The 1,155-nt window shown below is 46.4% G+C and carries 1 pseudogene; it reads left to right on the forward strand.

The features are described 5' to 3' along the window. Positions 1 to 981: pseudogene (locus KDK18_RS05250) on the forward strand (elongation factor 4); the annotation flags it as partial. Positions 982 to 1,155 lie beyond the last annotated feature (174 nt).

The following is a 1,155-nucleotide window of genomic DNA, read 5'->3' on the forward strand; positions in this document are numbered from 1 at the left end:
GGTGATACCCTGACGCTGGCAAAAACACCGGATGTTCCGGAACTACCAGGTTTTCAGAAGGTCAAACCTCAGGTCTATGCTGGCCTTTTTCCGGTCAGCTCAGACGACTTTGAGTCTTTCCGTGAAGCTTTGGAAAAACTTAGTCTTAATGATGCTTCTCTGTTCTACGAACCTGAGAGCAGTGATGCCCTGGGCTTTGGTTTCCGCTGTGGCTTCCTCGGTATGCTGCATATGGAAATTATTCAGGAGCGTCTTGAGCGTGAATACAACCTGGATCTGATTACCACTGCGCCGACAGTAATCTACGAGGTTGAGCTGAAAAATGGCGATCTGATTGAGGTGGACAACCCATCTAAACTGCCAGATCCTGCCGGTATCCAGGAAATCAGGGAGCCTATTGTTCAGGCGAATATTCTGGTTCCCCAGGATTATCTTGGTAATGTGATCTCCCTGTGTGTAGAACGTCGGGGTGTTCAGAAAGACATGCAGTTCACTGGCAGTCAGGTAGCAATAACCTATGATATGCCTATGAACGAGGTGGTTCTGGATTTCTTTGACCGCCTGAAGTCTGTCAGTCGCGGATTTGCGTCTTTGGACTACAGTTTTGATCGTTTTGAGATGGCCAACATGGTGAAACTGGATATTCTGATCAACGGTGAGAAAGTCGACGCACTGGCTCTTATTGCTCATAGAGATCATGCTGTCTCCAGGGGGCGTTCGCTGGCTGAAAAGATGAAAGAGATCATCCCTCGCCAGATGTTTGACGTCGCCATTCAGGCTGCAGTAGGTGGTCAGATTTGTGCACGAACCACTGTCAAGGCGCTGCGCAAGAATGTAACTGCAAAATGTTACGGTGGTGATGCATCTCGTAAGCGTAAACTGCTTGAGAAGCAGAAAGCGGGTAAGAAGCGAATGAAACAGGTGGGTCGAGTTGAAATCCCTCAGGAAGCTTTTCTTGCTGTACTAAAAGTCGATAAATAATTGACCTATGGACGAGAAATTTCAGGTGTTCTAATTGAGTAGCTTGTCAAAATCGGCGGGCTTTTCGTAAACATGACGAACTATTCCGTTGAAGCATTGTTAACTCCCGCTTCAACAGTAATATTGGTAGAAAAAAGATCGGGTATCTGAGAACAAATAACCATGGATATTAAT

The sequence above is a fragment of the Endozoicomonas sp. SESOKO3 genome (assembly GCF_024606255.1).